The 18,316-nt window shown below is 50.1% G+C and carries 23 protein-coding genes; 15 read left to right on the top strand and 8 right to left on the bottom strand.

Annotated elements, in window-relative coordinates:
- Positions 1-16: 16 nt before the first annotated feature.
- Genes flgD through flgB form a run of 3 tightly spaced genes read right to left on the bottom strand, consistent with a single transcriptional unit; the run spans position 17 to position 1,548 of the window.
- The gene (gene flgD / locus FEK47_RS05390) at positions 17-712 is read right to left on the bottom strand and encodes a flagellar hook assembly protein FlgD (protein ID WP_064528545.1); all 696 of its coding nucleotides are present in this window, start codon (positions 710-712) and stop codon (positions 17-19) included.
- A gap of 11 nt (positions 713-723) precedes the next feature.
- Complete coding sequence (gene flgC, locus FEK47_RS05385) at positions 724-1,128, bottom strand: flagellar basal body rod protein FlgC (protein WP_135486302.1); 405 nt, start codon at positions 1,126-1,128, stop codon at positions 724-726.
- A gap of 3 nt (positions 1,129-1,131) precedes the next feature.
- Positions 1,132-1,548, bottom strand: coding sequence for a flagellar basal body rod protein FlgB (gene flgB, locus FEK47_RS05380; RefSeq protein ID WP_130216143.1), 417 nt, complete (start codon positions 1,546-1,548; stop codon positions 1,132-1,134).
- Between the two features lie 153 nt (positions 1,549-1,701).
- On the opposite strand from flgB, the gene flgA reads away from it, so the two are divergent.
- The 3 genes from flgA (at position 1,702) to flgN (ending at position 3,150) form a co-directional block, all read left to right on the top strand.
- Positions 1,702-2,361 (top strand): flagellar basal body P-ring formation chaperone FlgA, encoded by a 660-nt coding sequence (gene flgA, locus FEK47_RS05375; protein ID WP_135486303.1) that lies wholly within the window; start codon positions 1,702-1,704, stop codon positions 2,359-2,361.
- Between the two features lie 74 nt (positions 2,362-2,435).
- Positions 2,436-2,729 (top strand): flagellar biosynthesis anti-sigma factor FlgM, encoded by a 294-nt coding sequence (flgM, locus tag FEK47_RS05370; protein WP_130205511.1) that lies wholly within the window; start codon positions 2,436-2,438, stop codon positions 2,727-2,729.
- 4 nt (positions 2,730-2,733) lie between these two features.
- On the top strand, positions 2,734-3,150 hold the full coding sequence (flgN, locus tag FEK47_RS05365; protein ID WP_130205509.1) for a flagella biosynthesis chaperone FlgN: 417 nt from the start codon (positions 2,734-2,736) through the stop codon (positions 3,148-3,150).
- Positions 3,151-3,189: 39 nt separating this feature from the next.
- On the opposite strand, the gene murJ is transcribed toward flgN, so the two are convergent.
- From murJ to rimJ, 4 genes are all read right to left on the bottom strand, one after another.
- The gene (gene murJ / locus FEK47_RS05360) at positions 3,190-4,725 is read right to left on the bottom strand and encodes a murein biosynthesis integral membrane protein MurJ (RefSeq protein WP_130205507.1); all 1,536 of its coding nucleotides are present in this window, start codon (positions 4,723-4,725) and stop codon (positions 3,190-3,192) included.
- Positions 4,726-4,834: 109 nt separating this feature from the next.
- Positions 4,835-5,758, bottom strand: a complete 924-nt coding sequence (locus tag FEK47_RS05355) for a Gfo/Idh/MocA family oxidoreductase (RefSeq protein WP_130215874.1) — start codon at positions 5,756-5,758, stop codon at positions 4,835-4,837.
- A 1-nt stretch (position 5,759) separates the two neighbouring features.
- Complete coding sequence (locus FEK47_RS05350) at positions 5,760-6,407, bottom strand: YceH family protein (protein WP_064528533.1); 648 nt, start codon at positions 6,405-6,407, stop codon at positions 5,760-5,762.
- 10 nt (positions 6,408-6,417) lie between these two features.
- Entirely contained in the window at positions 6,418-7,002 is a 585-nt protein-coding gene (rimJ, locus tag FEK47_RS05345; RefSeq protein WP_130205501.1) for a ribosomal protein S5-alanine N-acetyltransferase, read from the bottom strand.
- Positions 7,003-7,237: 235 nt separating this feature from the next.
- On the opposite strand from rimJ, the gene mdtH reads away from it, so the two are divergent.
- From mdtH to FEK47_RS05295, 10 genes are all read left to right on the top strand, one after another.
- The gene (mdtH, locus tag FEK47_RS05340; RefSeq protein ID WP_135406377.1) at positions 7,238-8,446 is read left to right on the top strand and encodes a multidrug efflux MFS transporter MdtH; all 1,209 of its coding nucleotides are present in this window, start codon (positions 7,238-7,240) and stop codon (positions 8,444-8,446) included.
- Between the two features lie 63 nt (positions 8,447-8,509).
- The gene (grxB, locus tag FEK47_RS05335; protein ID WP_135486304.1) at positions 8,510-9,157 is read left to right on the top strand and encodes a glutaredoxin 2; all 648 of its coding nucleotides are present in this window, start codon (positions 8,510-8,512) and stop codon (positions 9,155-9,157) included.
- A gap of 133 nt (positions 9,158-9,290) precedes the next feature.
- A complete protein-coding gene (locus FEK47_RS05330) occupies positions 9,291-9,851 on the top strand; it encodes a lipoprotein (protein ID WP_064528527.1) in 561 nt (186 codons plus the stop codon).
- 105 nt (positions 9,852-9,956) lie between these two features.
- A complete protein-coding gene (gene pyrC / locus FEK47_RS05325) occupies positions 9,957-11,003 on the top strand; it encodes a dihydroorotase (protein ID WP_135486305.1) in 1,047 nt (348 codons plus the stop codon).
- A gap of 73 nt (positions 11,004-11,076) precedes the next feature.
- Positions 11,077-11,322, top strand: coding sequence for a DNA damage-inducible protein I (gene dinI / locus FEK47_RS05320; protein ID WP_001217771.1), 246 nt, complete (start codon positions 11,077-11,079; stop codon positions 11,320-11,322).
- Positions 11,323-11,605: 283 nt separating this feature from the next.
- Positions 11,606-11,860, top strand: coding sequence for a biofilm formation regulator BssS (gene bssS / locus FEK47_RS05315; protein ID WP_000414435.1), 255 nt, complete (start codon positions 11,606-11,608; stop codon positions 11,858-11,860).
- Positions 11,861-11,974: 114 nt separating this feature from the next.
- Complete coding sequence (gene solA, locus FEK47_RS05310) at positions 11,975-13,093, top strand: N-methyl-L-tryptophan oxidase (RefSeq protein WP_130258288.1); 1,119 nt, start codon at positions 11,975-11,977, stop codon at positions 13,091-13,093.
- Between the two features lie 47 nt (positions 13,094-13,140).
- Positions 13,141-13,254: a YceO family protein gene (locus FEK47_RS05305; protein WP_001253741.1), complete on the top strand. Its 114-nt coding sequence runs from the start codon at positions 13,141-13,143 to the stop codon at positions 13,252-13,254.
- Between the two features lie 261 nt (positions 13,255-13,515).
- The gene (locus tag FEK47_RS05300; protein WP_135486306.1) at positions 13,516-14,082 is read left to right on the top strand and encodes a cytochrome b; all 567 of its coding nucleotides are present in this window, start codon (positions 13,516-13,518) and stop codon (positions 14,080-14,082) included.
- A gap of 3 nt (positions 14,083-14,085) precedes the next feature.
- Positions 14,086-14,661: a YceI family protein gene (locus tag FEK47_RS05295; protein ID WP_138183133.1), complete on the top strand. Its 576-nt coding sequence runs from the start codon at positions 14,086-14,088 to the stop codon at positions 14,659-14,661.
- A 41-nt stretch (positions 14,662-14,702) separates the two neighbouring features.
- Here FEK47_RS05295 and FEK47_RS05290 read toward each other — a convergent pair whose 3' ends face one another.
- Positions 14,703-15,755 (bottom strand): rhodanese-related sulfurtransferase, encoded by a 1,053-nt coding sequence (locus FEK47_RS05290; protein WP_130222911.1) that lies wholly within the window; start codon positions 15,753-15,755, stop codon positions 14,703-14,705.
- 223 nt (positions 15,756-15,978) lie between these two features.
- On the opposite strand from FEK47_RS05290, the gene lpxL reads away from it, so the two are divergent.
- Entirely contained in the window at positions 15,979-16,899 is a 921-nt protein-coding gene (gene lpxL / locus FEK47_RS05285) for a kdo(2)-lipid IV(A) lauroyltransferase (RefSeq protein ID WP_130258286.1), read from the top strand.
- A 171-nt stretch (positions 16,900-17,070) separates the two neighbouring features.
- The gene (mdtG, locus tag FEK47_RS05280) at positions 17,071-18,297 is read left to right on the top strand and encodes a multidrug efflux MFS transporter MdtG (RefSeq protein WP_135486307.1); all 1,227 of its coding nucleotides are present in this window, start codon (positions 17,071-17,073) and stop codon (positions 18,295-18,297) included.
- The last annotated feature ends 19 nt before the right edge of the window (positions 18,298-18,316 follow it).

Here is an 18,316-nt window from a genome sequence, read left to right as displayed (position 1 = left end):
CCTGAAATGTGAAGGCTTAAATTATCTGCCGTACTTCGTCGAGGGTGGTGGTGCCGTAAGTGCCGAGATCCAGCGTGTTACCGTTATTGCCGCGAATCACGCCCTGTACCAGCGCAAACTGCAATGGCTGGGCAACCAACTGCGTACCGCCGTTGCTGGCACTAATTGCCACGTTATAAGAACCGTTCGGCGCGGTCGTACCATCAGTCAACGTGCCGTCCCAGGTGAAACTGTGGACTCCGGCGCTGAGCTCACCAATATCAATGGTGCGCACAACTGCGCCATTTTTATCGGTTATGGTTGCGGTTACTTTATCTGCAGCCTGTTGCAGCTCAACACCAAACGGCGTGGTGGTGGTCACCGCCCCTTCTTCACTGCCAGTACCGGCAAGAATGGTGGTGCCGGGGATCATCACGCCGTGACCAATCAGGTTGCTGGCCTGTAGTGACTGGCTGTTATCAATCTGCCCGGAAATCGAACCGAGTGTGGTGTTGAGCTTTTCAATCCCGCTGACCGTGCTGATTTGCGCCAGTTGTGACGTCAGCTCGTTGTTTTCCATTGGATTGGTCGGATCCTGGTTTTTCAGTTGCGCCACCAGCAAAGTCAGAAAGCTGCTCTGTAAATCGGCGGCGTTACTGCCCGTAATCGAACTACTGCTGGTAGTGCTGACGCCGGTATTTGTCGGATCGGTGGTGGTTACCGCAATGGACATGGCTTTCTCCTTTATTGACCGAGCGTGAGGGTTTTCAGCATCATGCTTTTCACCGTATTGAGTACTTCAACGTTGGCCTGATAGCTGCGCGACGCCGACATGGTGTTAACCATCTCGCCTACCACATCGACGTTTGGCATTTTCACGTAGCCCTTCGCGTCCGCCAGCGGATTACCCGGTTCATAGACCAGTTTTTCCGGGGCCTGGCTTTCAATCACGTCAGCCACTTTGACTCCGCCCGTCGCAGCCCCTGGCGCGGCGTTCACCTGGAACACCACCTGTTTTGCCCGGTACGGCTGACCATCTGGCCCCGTCACGCTGTCGGCGTTGGCCAGGTTGCTGGCAGCCACGTTCAGACGCTGAGACTGAGCGGTTAACGCCGATCCGGCGATATCAAAAATATTCAGCAGTGCCATCCGTTAATTTCCGCTTTGTAATACGTTCATCATGCCTTTGATTTGCCCGCTCAACGCGCTAAGGCTCATCTGGTATTGCAGGCTGTTATCGGCAAACTGGGTGCGTTCGCGATCCATATCCACGGTATTGCCGTCCAGTGAAGGCTGGTCCGGAATACGGTATTGCAATTCTGTGGCAGGAGGTGACAACGCCTGTGCTGGAATATGCTGCGACGAGGTCAACGTCAGCGCGACCACGCTGGTTTCATCTCTCCCGCGCTGCATCACTTTTTTAAGTTCACTGGCAAAATCCATATCGCGCGCCTGATAACCAGGGGTATCGGCATTGGCGATATTTGCCGCCAGCACTTCCTGACGCTGGGCGCGCAGATTGAGTGCCTCTTGCTGAAAACGTAAGGCGGCGTCGAGCTTATCGAGCATATCTCCTCCGCAGATATCAAAATTCTGCCGTCAGCTTAAAGGCTTTACGCGCGCGTTATCGGCGGAATAAAAGCAAAATGGGTTGCTATTTATGCCGTTGATGGTCATTGCGTACGGGTACAATTCAGGCTGTGAAAATGGCCGGGGGCAAAAATGCTGACAATAATGCGCTGTGTGGCGATCATCACGATGTTGTTCAGCCCACTTAGTGCGGCTGGCGATTTCCCCTCACAATTGCAAACCTTTTTCGTTGCACAACTGGCAGGGCTAAGTGATGAGGTCCACGTCTCTATTCGTACTGCACCCAATTTATTGCCGCCATGCGAACAGCCGTTGCTTTCCATGACTAATAACGCCCGCCTGTGGGGCAATGTGAATGTGCTGGCTCGCTGTGGCAACGATAAGCATTACGTGCAAGTGAATGTACAGGCGACAGGGAATTATGTTGTTGCAGCAATGCCGGTTGTGCGTGGGGGAAAGCTTGACGCAGGCAGTGTAAAACTTAAACGCGGCAGACTGGATACACTACCGCCGCGTACCGTTCTGGATGCTAATCAACTGGTTGATGCGGTTAGCCTGCGCGATTTGGTCCCCGAACAACCTATACAGCTGACTATGCTGCGTCAGGCCTGGCGGGTAAAAGCAGGACAACGCGTTAATGTGATTGCCAGTGGCGATGGGTTCAGTGCAAATGCTGAAGGTCTGGCGCTGAATAACGCTTCCGTCGCGCAAAAGGCCCGCGTGAGAATGATATCGGGTCAGGTAGTCAGTGGCGTAGTGGATGCCGATGGGAATATTCTTATAAACCTGTAAGCTATTAAAGATTGCCCGTCCATTGCCGATAAATAAGCAACAAATGATAAAGCGCCCTCAATGAGGAATAAACCATGAGTATTGACCGCACTTCCCCCCTGAAGCCTGTAAGCACCGTTCAGCCACGTGAAACCAGTGACGCTCCGGTAGCCAATACCCGCGCAGCAAAAACGACGGCTACCGCCAGTACTAACGTCAAGTTAAGCGATGCGCAGGCAACACTGATGCAACCGGGCAGCAGTGATATCAATCTTGAACGCGTTGAAGCATTAAAATTGGCGATTCGTAATGGTGAACTAAAAATGGATGTCGGCAAAATTGCCGATGCGCTGATCAACGAAGTGCAACAAGATTTAATGAGTAAATAATCAGATGCCGCGTCTTGCTGAGATTCTCAACCAGATGTCTGTGGTGCTTAACGAGCTTAATATAGTGATGGTCCAGGAGCAGCAACATCTCTCTATGGGGCAGTTCACCGGTAGCCAGTTGCAACATATTACAGAACAAAAAAGCTCAATGCTGGCGACTCTGGATTACCTGGAACAGCTGCGTCGACAGGCACCGGATACAGAAATAAGTGAAGATATTGCGCAATGCTGGCAGGAAATCACCGAGAAAACGCAGCAATTGCGCCAGTTAAATCAGCATAACGGCTGGCTACTGGAAGGGCAGATTGAGCGCAATCAACAGGCACTGGAAATGCTGAAACCGCATCAGGAGCCGACACTGTACGGGGCGAACGGTCAGACCTCAACACCCTGGCGCGGTGGTAAAAAGATTTCTATTTGAAGATTTTCTCCGGCCTGCGATGCAGGCCGGAATTCTACGTTAAGCAGTACGACGAGCAAATTCTTTTACTTTGAAGCCCAACACGGCCAGTGCGGCAAAGTACGCTGCAATTCCCGCAACAACGACCGCCATCAAACGCAGTAAACGCCAGGGCATAGTGCCTAACGACCAGTCCGGCATAATATGCAACATGCCTAAAAGCACACCAGACATCACCAGAACCGCCACGAGTAAACGCAGCAGAAACGCAGTCCAGCCGGGTTGTGGGGTAAAGATTTTCTGCTTACGCAACTGCCAGTAAAGCAGCGAAGCATTCAGACACGCCGCCAGACCAATGGAAAGCGATAGCCCGGCATGTTTCAACGGGCCGATAAATGCAAGGTTCATCAATTGCGTCAAAATCAGCGTGACGATGGCAATTTTCACCGGCGTTTTAATGTCCTGCCGTGAATAAAAGCCCGGAGCCAGTACTTTCACCACAATCAGGCCAATCAAACCTACCGAGTAGGCAATTAACGCCCGCTGGGTCATCAACGCATCAAAGGCGGTAAATTTACCGTACTGGAACAGCGAAACAGTTAACGGACCGGAGAGGATGCCCAGCGCCACCGCACTTGGCAGAGCCAGCAGGAAACAAAGACGCAGCCCCCAGTCCATCAGACGGTTGTATTCATCGTGATTACCGCTGGCAAAACTTTTCGACAGCGACGGCAGCAAAATGGTCCCCAGCGCCACGCCCAGTACACCAGACGGGAACTCCATCAAACGGTCGGCGTAATACATCCATGACACCGAGCCGGAGGCAAGAAATGAGGCAAAAATAGTGTTGATGATTAAGGAAATCTGGCTAACAGAGACGCCAAGAATCGCCGGCCCCATCTGTTTCACTACGCGCATCGCCCCGGCATCGTGGAAGTTAATGCGCGGCAATACCAACATGCCAATCTTCTTCAGATGCGGTAGCTGATAAACCAGTTGCAGGATGCCGCCCACCGTAACTGCCCACGCCAGCGCCAGCACTGGTGGATTAAAGTACGGCGCAGCAAACAGCGCAAAGCCAATCATGCTGATGTTGAGTAACGTTGGGGCAAATGCCGGAATCGAGAAACGGTTCCAGGTATTCAGAATTGCCCCCACCAGCGATGCCAGTGAAATCAATAAGATATAAGGAAAGGTAATCTGTAATAACTGGCTGGTAAGTGCGAATTTGTCGGCAGTATCCGCAAAGCCCGGCGCGGTTACCATGATCACCCACGGCGCGGCGAGCATACCGGCGACCGTCACAACCGCCAGCGCCAGTGTCAGCAGGCCAGAGACATAGGAGACAAAGACCCGCGTAGCATCTTCACCCTGCTTGCTTTTATATTCCGCCAGAATTGGCACGAAAGCCTGGGAGAATGCCCCTTCAGCAAAGATACGGCGTAACAAGTTAGGAAGTTTGAACGCGACAAAAAAGGCGTCGGTTGCCATCCCTGCGCCAAAGATTCTGGCGACAATAGCGTCGCGTGCGAAGCCAAGCACACGCGAAAACATGGTCATCGAGCTGACGGCGGCCAGCGATTTTAATAAATTCATCGGTGTTCTAATCCAGACCCACGGGCAAAACGCCTGCAAGGCAGGCGCTGAAAGAGGCGAATAGTCTACCTGGATTATGGTGAATTGCTACCGCCAGATGTTACAGGGTTTATTCACTCATCGCATCGCGCCAGATCTTATCAACGATGCGCTGCGCCAGCACCGCCTGTTCACCCGCGGTTTGCGGAACTGTCTGATTTTGCACGCATTCAATGAAATGGCGCGCGCAACCGACAAATCCACGCTGCTCGAGGGTACTTTGCCAGCCAGGAATCGGTTTATGCACCACGCCCTGCCCACGCTCCTCACGCCATTCACGCATATCGGTGATGTCGATTAATGCCCCTTCAGTCACTGCCAGCACCGCTTCACGTTGACTTCCGGCACGACGATGCATACAGGTGGTGATTTGTAACTGACCTGCCGAAAAATGGTGCTCGGCAAACAGCATTTCGCCGGACTCATTGGTCAGCAGCGTACCGCTTTCGAGAGTTGCATTGCCGCCAGACAACCACAGCGCGGTATCAACCACATGCAAATAATCATCCAGTAAGGTGAAATAAAGATCGTGTGGCCCGACGCTATTGGTACGATGTTTATCCATTCTTAGCGAGGACGCGCTGGCAAGCTGTGTTTTTAACTCACAGTACAGCGGCGCGAAACGGCGGTTAAAGCCGACCATCAATGTCAGTTTTTTGCGCGCTGCGAGTTCAACCAGTCGCTCGGCATCGCGCAGATTTTCCGCCAGCGGTTTATCGACACAGACATGTACACCTGCATTTAATAACGCACTGACCACCTCAAAATGACTGGCGGTGCTGGAGTGGACAAATACCGCATCGCAACTGGCGGCAAGGTTAGATAACGAATCGGCGTAAGGAATGCGCCAGCTTTCACAAATTGAGATGGCTTTCTCACGCGTTGGCGACCACGCCCCTTGTAGCGTCCAGTCAGACGCCGCTGCCAGCACTGGCAGCCACGCTTTTTGCGCGATGCCGCCTAAACCCACTACGCCGATACGTAATTTTTTCACGTTAATCTCCCAGATGGGCCAGCAACGAATCAAGACGCTGTTTCAGTTCTGCCACCTCGATTTCCAGGGCTTCGACGCGGGATTGTAAATCACCGCCAACCGCGTCTGACGTTTCTGTAAGCACAGGCTGATCATCCACCTCGCCACTGAAAAGATGCATATAGCGGCTTTCGCGTTTACCCGGTTCGCGAGCCAGACGAACGACAAAAGGCCCATCTTCGCGATTAGCCAGTTGTTCCAGCGTCGTTTCTACTTCCGTCATATCGCTGAATTCATACATCCGCGCCGCGCGACTGCGCAGTTCACCTGGCGTCTGAGCACCGCGCAACAACAAGGTGGTAATTAATGCGACTTCCGCGGCGCTAAGTTTCAGGTCACCAAACTCAGAGTTGCAGAAACGCTGTTCATATTTGGTGACTCGATTACCAAAGCCACTCACCGTGCGCAGATAATGGCGTTTTACCAGATTATCCAGTTGCTCCTGCACCTCGGATTCGCTCAGATTCATTACCGGTTCACGGTTTGTTTTCTGGTTACAGGCCGTTACCACGCCATTCACGGAAAGCGGGTATTGCTCTGGCGTCGTCACCTGTTTTTCCAGCAAACAGCCAATCACACGGGCTTCCAGTGCGGTAAGTTGATACTTCATGAAATTCTCCTTAGCGGCCGGGCGTCCAGTCCGGGGTGGTTAATGCCGTCAGTACGTGATCGCGCCATTTTCCATCAATCAACAAATAATCTTTCGCATAGCCTTCTTTTTCAAACCCCAACCGCGCCAGCAAATCACCGCTGCGTTTATTGTGCGGCATATAGTTGGCCATAATGCGATGAATATGTTGGGTACGTTGCATATAGCGAATGGCGGCGGTCAGAGCTTCAAACATCAGTCCTTTACCCTGCCATTTTTGTCCGATCGAATAACCGAGATAACAGGCGTGAAAAGAGCCGCGTACCACATTGGAAAAATTGGCTACGCCAATAATCTCTTTCTCATCTGGATCAAATAATCCAAAGTAAAAGGCTGAGCCCTGTTTATGAAATTCGTTAATCATGCTTAACCTGGCCTGCCAGCCTGAAGGATAGCAGTGGCTTTCATCGCGCACCGGCTCCCAGGGCTTCAGGAAATGGCGATTCTCTGCGTAATAATCAGCCAGTCGCCAGGCATCACGTTCATGCACCAGACGCACGACCAGTCGGTCGGTGGTTAAGCGCACTTTTGGCACGTTACTGCGATAGCCAAACATTCTATACCTACTCCTTCCCGTAACGTCTTTAATACGCTGTAAGTATTACTATACCTGCGCAACCAGAGCCTGTGAAAAGTCCAAAATGCCATTTTCTGCATTATTCACATATTGGATAAAAATTCTCTATCAAAGCGACGTTTTGATAAAAAAATATTGTCCCCGATATGATGGGAAAAATCTTAGCAGCAATGCAGAATAGAAAGTGCTCATCTTTTATTTCCCGGGAGGGGAAATGTCGCGCGTATCGCAGGCGAGGAACCTGGGTAAATATTTCCTTCTCGTCGATAATATGCTGGTCGTGCTGGGGTTCTTTGTTGTCTTCCCGCTGATCTCTATCCGCTTCGTTGATCAAATGGGCTGGGCCGCCGTAATGGTCGGTATTGCCCTCGGTCTGCGTCAGTTCATTCAGCAAGGATTAGGCATTTTCGGTGGTGCTATTGCCGACCGTTTTGGCGCTAAACCGATGATCGTTACCGGTATGCTGATGCGCGCCGCCGGATTCGCCACCATGGGCATCGCCCATGAGCCCTGGATGCTGTGGTTTTCTTGTTTGCTCTCGGGCCTCGGCGGTACGTTATTTGATCCGCCGCGTTCGGCGCTGGTGGTGAAATTAATTCGTCCGGAACAACGGGGCCGTTTTTTCTCCCTGTTGATGATGCAGGACAGTGCCGGTGCGGTCATTGGCGCGCTGTTGGGGAGTTGGTTATTGCAATACGATTTTCGCCTGGTCTGCGCCACGGGGGCAATTCTGTTTGTATTGTGTGCAGCGTTTAACGCCTGGCTGTTGCCCGCATGGAAACTCTCTACCGTACGTACGCCAGTCCGCGAAGGCATGACCCGCGTGATGCGCGATAAACGTTTTGTCACCTATGTCCTGACACTCGCGGGCTACTACATGCTGGCTGTGCAGGTGATGTTGATGCTGCCGATTATGGTCAACGACGTTGCCGGAGCGCCCTCTGCCGTTAAATGGATGTATGCCATCGAAGCGTGTCTGTCGTTAACGTTGCTCTACCCTATCGCCCGCTGGAGCGAAAAGCGTTTTCGTCTGGAACACCGGTTGATGGCGGGGCTACTGGTGATGTCATTAAGCATGATACCCGTGGGCATGGTCAGCGGCCTGCAACAACTTTTCACCCTGATTTGTCTGTTTTATATTGGCTCGATCATTGCCGAACCTGCGCGTGAAACTCTTAGCGCCTCGTTAGCGGATGCACGAGCGCGCGGCAGTTATATGGGATTTAGTCGGCTGGGCCTGGCGATAGGCGGCGCTATTGGCTATATCGGCGGCGGCTGGCTGTTTGACCTGGGTAAATCCACGCAACAACCGGAGTTGCCGTGGATGATGTTGGGCGTTATTGGCGTCATCACCTTCCTTGCATTGGGCTGGCAATTTAGCCATAAACGTGCCGCGCGTCGGTTGCTGGAACACGACGCCTGATTTGATACTCCCCCCTGACTCCTCCATACTGAAAGTGAACTGACAGCCAAATGGAGGAGTCACGTGAAGCTATATATTTACGATCACTGCCCTTACTGCCTCAAAGCCCGCATGATTTTCGGCCTGAAAAATATCCCCGTCGAATTACACGTTCTGCTCAACGACGATGCAGAAACACCCACCCGGATGGTCGGTCAAAAACAGGTTCCCATTCTGCAAAAAGATGACAGCCGCTATATGCCAGAAAGCATGGACATTGTTCACTATGTTGATAAGCTCGACGGCAAACCGTTACTGACTGGTAAACGCTCCGCCGCCATTGAAGAGTGGCTGCGCAAGGTCAACGGCTATGCCAATAAACTGCTGTTGCCGCGTTTTGCCAAATCAGCTTTTGATGAGTTTTCTACTCCCGCCGCACGCAAATACTTCATCGACAAGAAAGAGGCCAGCGCGGGTAATTTTGCCGAGCTTCTCTCTCATTCTGATGGGTTAATTAAAAATATCAGCGATGATTTACGTGCACTGGATAAACTCATCGTCAAGCCAAACGCCGTAAATGGCGAGCTTTCGGAAGATGACATTCAACTTTTTCCGCTGCTGCATAATCTGACGCTGGTTGCAGGAATAAACTGGCCAAGCCGCGTCGCTGATTACCGCGATAACATGGCTAAACAGACGCAAATCAATTTACTATCATCAATGGCGATTTAATCCTGACCTGCCGCGGCAGCCTGTATTCGCGGGTTGCCGCTGTTTTCAGTTTTTTCTGCTGGCGAGTTTATCGCTGGTGACACATGCTGCGTTGTGTCAGGATATTGACGCAGATTTCATGTCGAGGACTACCATGAACAAGTTTTTATTTGCCGCTGCATTAATCGTCAGTGGCCTGCTCGTTGGCTGTAATCAACTCACCCAATACACCATCACCGAACAAGAGATTAACCAGTCGCTTGCGAAACATAATAATTTCTCAAAAGATATCGGTTTGCCCGGCGTGGCTGACGCCCATATAGTGCTGACAAACCTGACCAGCCAAATTGGTCGTGAAGAACCTAATAAGGTTACCCTAACCGGGGACGCCAATCTGGATATGAACTCTCTGTTCGGTAGCCAAAAAGCAACCATGAAACTGAAGCTGAAAGCGTTGCCTGTGTTTGATAAAGAGAAAGGCGCCATCTTCCTGAAAGAGATGGAAGTGGTCGACGCGACCGTGCAGCCGGAAAAAATGCAAACCGTGATGCAAACGTTACTTCCCTATTTGAATCAGGCATTACGCAATTACTTTAACCAGCAGCCGGCTTACATCCTGCGCGAAGATGGCAGCAAAGGCGAAGCAATGGCTAAAAAACTGGCAAAAGGCATTGAAGTGAAACCAGGTGAAATAGTCATTCCGTTCACTGATTAATTACGAGGGCGTATTTGCGCCCTTTATTTTTCGTGCAAAGGAAAACGTTTCCGCTTATCCTTTGTGTCCGGCAAAAACATCCCTTCAGCCGGAGCATAGAAATTAATGACTGCACCATCCCAGGTATTAAAGATCCGCCGCCCAGACGACTGGCACCTTCACCTCCGCGATGGCGACATGTTAAAAACTGTCGTGCCGTATACCAGCGAAACCTATGGTCGGGCCATCGTTATGCCCAATCTGGCACCGCCTGTAACAACCGTTGAGGCTGCTGTGGCTTATCGCCAACGTATTCTTGACGCCGTACCGGACGGACACGATTTCACCCCGCTGATGACCTGTTATTTAACAGATTCGCTGGACCCCAATGAGCTGGAGCGTGGATTTAACGAAGGCGTGTTCACCGCCGCAAAACTTTACCCTGCGAACGCCACCACCAACTCCAGCCACGGTGTGACGTCGGTTGACGCTATCATGCCAGTACTTGAGCGCATGGAAAAAATCGGTATGCCGCTGCTGGTGCATGGCGAAGTGACCCACGCTGACATCGACATTTTTGACCGTGAAGCGCGCTTTATTGAGACGGTCATGGAGCCGTTACGCCAGCGCCTGACCGCGCTGAAAGTCGTTTTTGAGCACATCACCACCAAAGACGCTGCCGACTATGTTCGTGACGGAAATGAACTATTGGCCGCCACCATTACTCCCCAGCATCTGATGTTTAACCGTAACCATATGCTGGTTGGTGGTGTGCGTCCGCATCTCTACTGTCTGCCGATCCTCAAACGCAATATTCACCAACAGGCGCTGCGTGAGCTGGTCGCCAGTGGTTTTGATCGCGTTTTTCTGGGTACCGATTCCGCGCCTCATGCTCGTCATCGTAAAGAGAGTAGCTGCGGCTGTGCTGGTTGCTTTAACGCGCCATCGGCGCTGGGTAGCTATGCAACCGTATTTGAAGAGATGAATGCACTACAGCATTTTGAAGCATTCTGTTCTTTAAACGGGCCGAAATTCTATGGATTACCGGTCAATGAATCGTTTATTGAGCTGATACGCGAAGAACAGCAAATTGCTGAAAGCATCGCTCTGACAGACGACACGCTTGTTCCTTTCCTGGCTGGGGAAACTGTACGTTGGTCCGTTAAGCAATAAAAAACGTAGCCACCTGTTGTCTTTAGCTTATTTTGCCTGTATAAATAACCAGTATATTCAACAGGGGGCTATTATGCGAATTGAAGTCACCATAGCGAAAACTTCTCCACTACCCACTGGGGCCATTGACGCTCTGGCGGGTGAACTTTCTCGTCGCATTCAGTATGCGTTTCCGGACAATGAAGGTCACGTATCGGTACGATATGCTGCGGCAAATAATTTATCGGTTATTGGCGCAACAAAAGAAGATAAACAGCGCATTAGCGAAATTCTACAAGAAACGTGGGAAAGCGCCGATGACTGGTTTGTTAGCGAATAATATGCAGTGATGTTTGTTTTGCCGGGTCGCCCCGGCTTTTTTATATTTTAAGATTGTTCGTACAAATTTTACACTCCCTCAAAATAATTGCACAATATGCTAAAAAAATATGAACGACATGCTGTTTTATTGTTCATATAAATCTTAAAAGCAAAAAAATATCTCACTACCCCTTTAAAATTTCGGTGAATAGCCATATTTATTGATATACTGAAGTTGCTTCAGATAAAAACGCATTGAACCTCGAATAACGTTGTCTAGTAACACGAATTAGGGGGCCATGATGGAAAAAAACAATGAAGTCATTCAGACTCATCCGCTCGTAGGGTGGGACATCAGCACCGTTGATAGCTATGATGCGCTGATGTTGCGTTTGCACTACCAGACCCCAAATAAGTCCGAGCAGGAAGGGACTGAAGTTGGTCAGACACTCTGGTTAACTACTGATGTTGCCAGACAATTTATTTCGATATTAGAAGCAGGAATCGCCAAAATTGAATCTGGTGATTTCCATGTCAATGAGTATCGTCGTCATTAACATGACATGACCATCCACCCAAAAGGCACCTTAACGGTGCCTTTACCATTTCTGGGTTGTATATCGTTTGTTACTTATTTACTCTGCTTAAACCATGAGAGCAGAGAGAAAAAAATGAAATACGATCTCATCATTATTGGCAGCGGTTCCGTAGGCGCTGCAGCCGGGTATTATGCCACCCAGGCCGGTTTGAAAGTGCTGATGACCGACAGCCATATGCCGCCACATCAACACGGCAGCCACCATGGAGATACGCGATTAATTCGTCATGCTTATGGCGAAGGCGAAAAGTATGTCCCGCTAGTACTCCGTGCGCAAACCCTGTGGGATGAACTCTCCCGTCACAACGAAGAAGACCCCGTTTTTGTGCGCTCCGGCGTCATCAACCTCGGCCCTGCCGACTCCGAGTTTCTCGCCAATGTCGCCCACAGCGCGGAACAATGGCAACTCAACGTCGAAAAACTGGATGCACAGACCATTATGGCCCGCTGGCCGGAAATACGCGTCCCTGACAATTACATCGGCTTGTTTGAGGCCGATTCCGGTTTTTTACGCAGCGAACTGGCAATTAAAACCTGGATCAAACTGGCGAATGAAGCTGGCTGCGCGCAACTGTTTAACTGTCCGGTCACCGCAATTCGTCATGATGATAACGGCGTAACTATTGAAACGGCGGACGGCGAGTACCAGGCGAAGAAAGCGATCGTCTGTGCGGGTACCTGGGTAAAAGAGCTGCTACCAGAACTGCCCATCCAGCCCGTACGTAAAGTATTCGCCTGGTATCAGGCCGATGGCCGCTATAGCGTGAAGAATAAATTCCCGGCCTTTACCGGTGAATTGCCCAATGGCGATCAATACTACGGTTTTCCGGCGGAAAACGATGCTCTGAAGATTGGGAAACATAACGGTGGTCAGGTCATTCATTCAGCGGATGAACGTGTTCCGTTTGCGGAAATCGACAGTGACGGTTCCGAAGCTTTCCCATTCTTACGTAGTGTGTTGCCTGGTATCGGCTGCTGCCTGTATGGCGCTGCTTGCACCTATGATAATTCGCCTGACGAAGATTTTATTATCGATACCCTACCCGGACACGCTAATACGCTACTGATTACCGGCCTGAGTGGGCATGGCTTTAAATTTGCTTCGGTATTAGGGGAAATAGCCGCTGACTTTGCGCAAGACAAAAAAATCGATTTTGATTTAACGCCATTCCGGCTTTCCCGCTTCCAATAATCATCATCACGGCCTCCAGGTTGAGGCCGTTTTTACAGGAGCTTTTAATGCGTCGCCTGGTGAACTATCTCATCAATAATATTCGCGAACATCTCATGCTTTATCTTTTTCTCTGGGGGGTATTGGCGATTATGGATCTGATCTATGTGTTTTATTTTTAATCACCAGACGCTGACACAAACTGACAAAAATTTAATTTCCCTTTCATTTGGCGTGAAAATTTGAATAAGCTCATTCCAGTCGCAACAGCATTCACCAGACATCCCTCAGCCTGGAACCACTAAACTTATGAAGATTCTTTCATTATTAAATCAAAATTATTGAAATAAAAATAAATATCATTCGGATTGTTGTTTTTAAGTTGCAATTCATCTCATGACAGGCCATTTTCATTACCTCGTGAATATGTTCTGGATGCAGTTATGCAATTCATAAATTCCCCTCAACGCTATGGTGTTATTTCTGCCGCTTTACATTGGCTGACGGCAATTATTGTCTATGGCATGTTTGCTTTAGGTTTGTGGATGGTAACGTTAAGTTATTACGACGGTTGGTATCACAAGGCGCCAGAGTTGCATAAAAGTATCGGTATTCTGTTAATGATGGGGCTGGTTATTCGCGTTCTCTGGCGTTTGATTTCTCCTCCGCCTGGCCCATTGAAAAGCTATTCCCCCGGTATACGTTACGGAGCGAAAGCAGGCCATCTGGCACTTTATCTTTTGCTCTTTGCTATTGGCTTGAGCGGCTACCTTATTTCGACCGCCGATGGCAAACCCATCAGCATCTTTGGTTGGTTTGAAATCCCCGCAACGCTTGCCGACGCAGGCACGCAAGCTGACTTAGCAGGAGCTCTACATTTCTGGTTTGCCTGGAGTGTCGTCGTCCTGTCAGTTATGCACGGATTTATGGCGCTGAAACATCATTTCATCGATAAAGACGACACCCTGAAACGCATGCTGGGAAAGCCGTCATCTGACTATGGAGTATAAAAAATGAAAAAAAGCCTGCTTGGTTTAACCTTCGCTTCCCTGTTGTTCTCTGCCGGTTCAGCTATTGCTGCCGATTACAAAATTGACAAAGAAGGCCAGCACGCCTTTGTCAATTTCCGCATACAACATCTGGGCTACAGCTGGGTTTACGGCACATTTAGAGATTTCGACGGTACTTTTACGTTTGATGAAAAGAATCCGGCTGCCGATAAAGTCAATGTCACCATTAACACCACCAGCGTAGATACCAACCATGCCGAGCGCGATAAACATCTGCGCAGCGCGGATTTCCTCAACACAGCAAAATATCCGCAGGCAACCTTTACGTCCACTAGCGTAAAGAAAGACGGTGACGAGCTGGATATCACAGGTGATCTGACACTGAATGGCGTAACTAAACCAGTAACGCTGGAAGCGAAGTTGATTGGTCAGGGCGACGACCCATGGGGCGGTAAACGTGCAGGCTTCGAAGCTGAAGGTAAAATTAAGCTGAAAGACTTCAATATCAAGTCAGATTTAGGTCCGGCCTCTCAGGAAGTTGATCTGATTATTTCGGTGGAAGGTGTACAGCAGAAATAATGCTGAAATGTTGCCGGATGACGCGCATCCGGCAATGATGTTTATTCCGCTGGATCAGGTATGCCCAGTGTCGTATTCAGGCGTCCCCGCGACTTATTGAAGATTTTATTGCCATTTTCTCGCCCGGCTCGACGGCGTCGCTGTTCTTCTGGCGGTAACGCGCTCTCTTCGCAGCAAATTTCACTACAACACCCCTTGAATTTCTCAGCACATGTCGGACACTGGATAAACAGCAAGTGACAGCCATCATTTTTACAGTTGGTATGGCTGTCACATGGCGTGCCGCACTGATGGCAATGCGCAATAATTTCATCAGAGATGCGTTCACCCATCCGTTCGTCAAAAACGAAATTTTTGCCAACAAAACGCACTGGTAAGCCTTGTTCACGCGCCTTACGGGCGTATTCAATAATGCCGCCTTCAATATGCCAGACTTTATTAAAGCCGTTATGCTTCATCCAGGCACTGGCCTTTTCGCAACGAATGCCACCAGTGCAGTACATGACGATTTTTTTATCTTTATGCGTCTGCATCATCTCAACCGCTTTCGGTAGTTGTTCACGGAAGGTATCAGCCGGAATTTCCAACGCATTTTCGAAATGACCGACTTCATATTCATAGTGGTTGCGCATGTCAATAAACAGCGTATCGGGATCATCAAGCATGGCATTCACTTCCGCCGCTTGCAGGTATTCCCCGACATTAGTGGCATCAAATTGAGGATCGTCAATCCCGTCAGCGACAATCCGCTCGCGGACCTTCATGCGCAGCACCCAGAAGGATTTTCCGTCATCATCTAACGCAATATTCAGGCGTAAACCCTCTAACGCAGGATCAAAAGCATAAAGCTGTGCGCGAAATGTCTCGACGTTGCTCGCTGGTACACTAATTTGCGCGTTGATCCCCTCATGAGCCAGATAGACCCGGCCAAAAACATTCAACGAAGCAAATAGCTGATATAAAGCATCGCGGGTCACTTTAGGATCGGCAATATGGAAATATTTATAAAACGAAATGGTGGTGCGCGGTTCACTCTCGGCCAGCATTTTGGCTTTCAGTGCGTCGTTGGAAATGCGGTTGTGTAACACTGGCATGGTGTACGGTTCCTGCGAGGTGGGAAAGTAAAATCCGGCGCATGATATAGCAATTATCGCAAATTAACATCCATACATTTTACGCTACATTTGCGCATAAAAAATTATTAATGGTTTACATGCGCGGCATTTTCGCCCAGTCTTCAGCCTCAAATTTTGGTTGAGGGCGAAAAAATGCGACAATACATACAATTGCCCGTATAGGTTGAAAGACAGGATTGATATGACGAATCTACCCAAGTTCTCCACTGCACTGCTTCATCCGCGTTATTGGTTAACCTGGTTGGGTATTGGCGTACTTTGGTTGGTCGTGCAATTGCCCTACCCGATTATCTATCGCCTCGGCTGTGTGACAGGACGACTGGCGTTACGTTTTATGAAACGACGCGCCAAAATTGTGCATCGCAACCTGGAACTGTGCTTCCCGGAAATGAGCGAACAAGAGCGCCAGCAGATGGTGATTAAGAATTTTGAATCCGTTGGCATGGGACTGATGGAAACCGGCATGGCATGGTTCTGGCCAGAAAGTCGGGTTGCCCGCTGGACGGAAGTTATCGGCATGGAGCATGTCCGTGACGTGCAGGCGCAAAAGCGTGGCATCCTGTTAGTTGGCATCCATTTTCTGACGCTGGAACTCGGTGCACGACAATTTGGAATGCAGGAGCCGGGGATCGGGGTTTATCGCCCAAATGACAATCCATTGATCGACTGGCTGCAAACCTGGGGCCGCCTGCGTTCGAATAAATCAATGCTCGATCGCAAAGATTTAAAAGGGATGATTAAAGCACTTAAAAAAGGTGAAGTCGTCTGGTATGCGCCGGATCACGATTACGGTCCGCGCTCAAGCGTTTTTGTGCCATTGTTCGCCGTTGAGCAGGCGGCAACCACTAGCGGCACCTGGATGTTGGCACGAATGTCCGGCGCATGTCTGGTGCCATTTGTCCCTCGTCGTAAGCCGGACGGCAAAGGTTACCAGTTGATCATGCTACCGCCAGAGTGTTCACCGCCTCTGGATAACGCTGAAACCACCGCCGCGTGGATGAACAAAGTGGTCGAAAAATGCATCATGATGGCGCCAGAACAATACATGTGGTTGCATCGCCGCTTCAAAACGCGCCCGGAAGGCGTTCCTTCACGTTACTAACCTTCTTTATGCCAGATGCGCAGCATCGCATCTGGCACATCAGCATCAAATCCCCTGATTTAGCGATAAAAGCTCTCTGCATTGCGTCACTTATAAGTCAGGCGCATAATTAGTGTGCTTATCTTTTATTCTCTTGTTCACCGCGCCCTGGCGCACCAACAGCGGATTGCTATGTCACCCAGTGAAAATGACACTCCCATAAACTGGAAACGAAACCTGCTCGTTGCCTGGCTTGGCTGTTTTCTTACCGGCGCCGCCTTCAGTCTGGTAATGCCGTTCTTACCCCTCTACGTTGAGCAACTTGGCGTTACGGGCCACTCGGCGCTAAATATGTGGTCAGGGATTGTCTTCAGTATTACCTTTCTATTTTCCGCCATTGCTTCTCCGTTCTGGGGAGGATTAGCTGACCGCAAAGGTCGAAAAATTATGCTCCTGCGCTCTGCGCTCGGGATGGGTATCGTGATGGTGCTGATGGGGGTAGTGCAAAATATCTGGCAATTTCTGATCCTGCGAGCATTGCTGGGTCTGCTCGGTGGATTTGTCCCTAATGCCAACGCACTAATCGCCACTCAGGTCCCACGCAATAAAAGCGGCTGGGCGCTGGGTACGCTCTCTACCGGTGGGGTTAGCGGCGCGCTGCTCGGCCCCATGGCTGGCGGCTTGCTTGCCGATAACTACGGCTTACGTCCGGTATTTTTTATTACCGCCAGTGTGCTAATACTCTGCTTTTTCGTCACCCTGTTTTGTATCAAAGAGAAATTCCAGCCAGTCAGCAAAAAAGAGATGCTGCACATGCGGGATGTCGTGACATCGCTTAAAAACCCGAAGCTGGTACTTAGCCTGTTTGTCACAACATTAATCATCCAGGTCGCCACCGGTTCAATCGCGCCAATCCTGACACTCTATGTCCGCGAACTGGCGGGGAATGTCAGTAATGTTGCTTTTATCAGTGGCATGATTGCCTCGGTCCCCGGCGTGGCTGCGCTACTTAGCGCGCCACGGCTTGGCAAACTGGGGGATCGTATCGGGCCGGAGAAGATCCTGATAACGGCGCTGCTCTTTTCTGTGCTGCTGTTAATCCCTATGTCTTACGTCCAGACACCATTCCAACTGGGGGTTTTACGCTTTTTACTTGGAGCCGCTGATGGCGCGTTACTCCCCGCGGTACAAACGCTACTGGTCTATAACTCAACAAACCAAATCGCCGGACGAATTTTCAGCTACAACCAGTCATTTCGTGATATTGGCAACGTTACGGGACCATTGATGGGCGCGGCTATCTCGGCAAACTATGGTTTCCGCGCAGTGTTTCTGGTCACCGCAGGAGTTGTGTTGTTTAACGCGGTTTATTCCTGGAACAGTTTGCGTCGCCGCCGATTGCCCCAAGTGACAGGCTGATTTTTCGCCTTTCATACTT

Source organism: Escherichia sp. E3659 (assembly GCF_005781135.1).
Taxonomy (GTDB): Bacteria; Pseudomonadota; Gammaproteobacteria; order Enterobacterales; family Enterobacteriaceae; genus Escherichia.
This window is presented reverse-complemented; position numbering and strand designations above follow the sequence as displayed.

Bases quoted from the DNA above. Each gene is read 5' to 3' on its own strand.
- flgD (WP_064528545.1), bottom strand. From the start codon at position 712: ATGTCCATTGCGGTAACCACCACCGATCCGACAAATACCGGCGTCAGC.
- flgC (WP_135486302.1), bottom strand. From the start codon at position 1,128: ATGGCACTGCTGAATATTTTTGATATCGCCGGATCGGCGTTAACCGCT.
- flgB (WP_130216143.1), bottom strand. From the start codon at position 1,548: ATGCTCGATAAGCTCGACGCCGCCTTACGTTTTCAGCAAGAGGCACTC.
- flgA (WP_135486303.1), top strand. From the start codon at position 1,702: ATGCTGACAATAATGCGCTGTGTGGCGATCATCACGATGTTGTTCAGC.
- flgM (WP_130205511.1), top strand. From the start codon at position 2,436: ATGAGTATTGACCGCACTTCCCCCCTGAAGCCTGTAAGCACCGTTCAG.
- flgN (WP_130205509.1), top strand. From the start codon at position 2,734: ATGCCGCGTCTTGCTGAGATTCTCAACCAGATGTCTGTGGTGCTTAAC.
- murJ (WP_130205507.1), bottom strand. From the start codon at position 4,725: ATGAATTTATTAAAATCGCTGGCCGCCGTCAGCTCGATGACCATGTTT.
- FEK47_RS05350 (WP_064528533.1), bottom strand. From the start codon at position 6,407: ATGAAGTATCAACTTACCGCACTGGAAGCCCGTGTGATTGGCTGTTTG.
- rimJ (WP_130205501.1), bottom strand. From the start codon at position 7,002: ATGTTTGGCTATCGCAGTAACGTGCCAAAAGTGCGCTTAACCACCGAC.
- mdtH (WP_135406377.1), top strand. From the start codon at position 7,238: ATGTCGCGCGTATCGCAGGCGAGGAACCTGGGTAAATATTTCCTTCTC.
- FEK47_RS05330 (WP_064528527.1), top strand. From the start codon at position 9,291: ATGAACAAGTTTTTATTTGCCGCTGCATTAATCGTCAGTGGCCTGCTC.
- pyrC (WP_135486305.1), top strand. From the start codon at position 9,957: ATGACTGCACCATCCCAGGTATTAAAGATCCGCCGCCCAGACGACTGG.
- dinI (WP_001217771.1), top strand. From the start codon at position 11,077: ATGCGAATTGAAGTCACCATAGCGAAAACTTCTCCACTACCCACTGGG.
- bssS (WP_000414435.1), top strand. From the start codon at position 11,606: ATGGAAAAAAACAATGAAGTCATTCAGACTCATCCGCTCGTAGGGTGG.
- solA (WP_130258288.1), top strand. From the start codon at position 11,975: ATGAAATACGATCTCATCATTATTGGCAGCGGTTCCGTAGGCGCTGCA.
- FEK47_RS05305 (WP_001253741.1), top strand. From the start codon at position 13,141: ATGCGTCGCCTGGTGAACTATCTCATCAATAATATTCGCGAACATCTC.
- FEK47_RS05300 (WP_135486306.1), top strand. From the start codon at position 13,516: ATGCAATTCATAAATTCCCCTCAACGCTATGGTGTTATTTCTGCCGCT.
- FEK47_RS05295 (WP_138183133.1), top strand. From the start codon at position 14,086: ATGAAAAAAAGCCTGCTTGGTTTAACCTTCGCTTCCCTGTTGTTCTCT.
- FEK47_RS05290 (WP_130222911.1), bottom strand. From the start codon at position 15,755: ATGCCAGTGTTACACAACCGCATTTCCAACGACGCACTGAAAGCCAAA.
- lpxL (WP_130258286.1), top strand. From the start codon at position 15,979: ATGACGAATCTACCCAAGTTCTCCACTGCACTGCTTCATCCGCGTTAT.
- mdtG (WP_135486307.1), top strand. From the start codon at position 17,071: ATGTCACCCAGTGAAAATGACACTCCCATAAACTGGAAACGAAACCTG.